The organism is Flavobacterium sp. CG_9.10 (assembly GCF_015752245.1).
Taxonomy (GTDB): Bacteria; Bacteroidota; Bacteroidia; order Flavobacteriales; family Flavobacteriaceae; genus Flavobacterium.
The window spans coordinates 1-1,013 of sequence record NZ_JADOVD010000043.1 but is presented as its reverse complement, the minus strand read 5'-3'; the positions used below and the strand labels follow the sequence as shown (position 1 = coordinate 1,013).

Sequence of the window (1,013 nt, the reverse complement as noted above, 5' to 3'; positions counted from 1 at the left end):
GGTGCAGGCTACTTGGCTCAAGCCTCTCCAAAATCGTACACAGGTCTTACCGCCGGTACGTACACTTGGATTGTTAAAGATGCCAACGGATGTATAATAGAAGGTTCCGAAACTATTGCACAACCAACTATTTTGGTAGTAGTAGATACTCAGTGCGATGTGAAATGTAATGGAGGAAACGATGGTCATGTAACGCTAGCATTCAGCGGTGGAACCGGTCCTTATATGGTGAACTTCAATGGCGCTGGTTTCTTGGCACAAACTTCTCCAATCGCTTATACAGATCTTACCGCCGGTACGTACTCTTGGGTAGTTAAAGATGCCAACGGATGTATACAATCAGGTTCAAAAGTGATTCGACAACCTAGTGCAGTTGTTGTGACAGATGCCCATACTGATGTGAAATGTAACGGAGGAACTGATGGTTCCGTAACCGTAACATTCAGCGGTGGAGTAAGCGGTTATATGGTGAACTTCAATGGCGCAGGATTCGTAGCTCAAACCTCTCCAAAAGTGTATACAGGTCTTGCAGCCGGTACATATACTTGGATAGTTCAAGATGCGTATGGATGTGAACAATCTGGTTCTGAAACTATTGCACAACCAAGTATCTTGGTAGCAACAGATGCTCATACTGATGTGAAATGTAACGGAGGAACTGATGGTTCCGTAACCGTAACATTCTCAGGTGGAACAGCTCCTTATATGGTGAACTTCAATGGCGCAGGCTACTTGGCTCAAACTTCTCCAAAAGCGTACACAGGTCTTACCGCCGGTACGTATACTTGGATTGTAAAAGATGCCAACGGATGTACTATGCAAGGTTCAGAAACTATTGCACAACCAACTATTTTGGTAGCAACAGATGCCCATTCTGATGTGAAATGTAACGGAGGAACTGATGGTTCCGTAACCGTGACATTCAGCGGAGGAACAAGTCCTTATATGGTGAACTTCAACGGTGCAGGCTACTTGGCTCAAACCTCTCCAAAATCGTACACAGGTCTTACCGC

The 1,013-nt window shown here is 45.0% G+C and carries 1 protein-coding gene; it reads left to right on the top strand.

Annotated elements, in window-relative coordinates:
- Positions 1–1,013 (top strand): SprB repeat-containing protein (locus tag IWX84_RS15325; protein ID WP_196851627.1); only part of this gene is annotated, 1,013 nt, incomplete at both ends.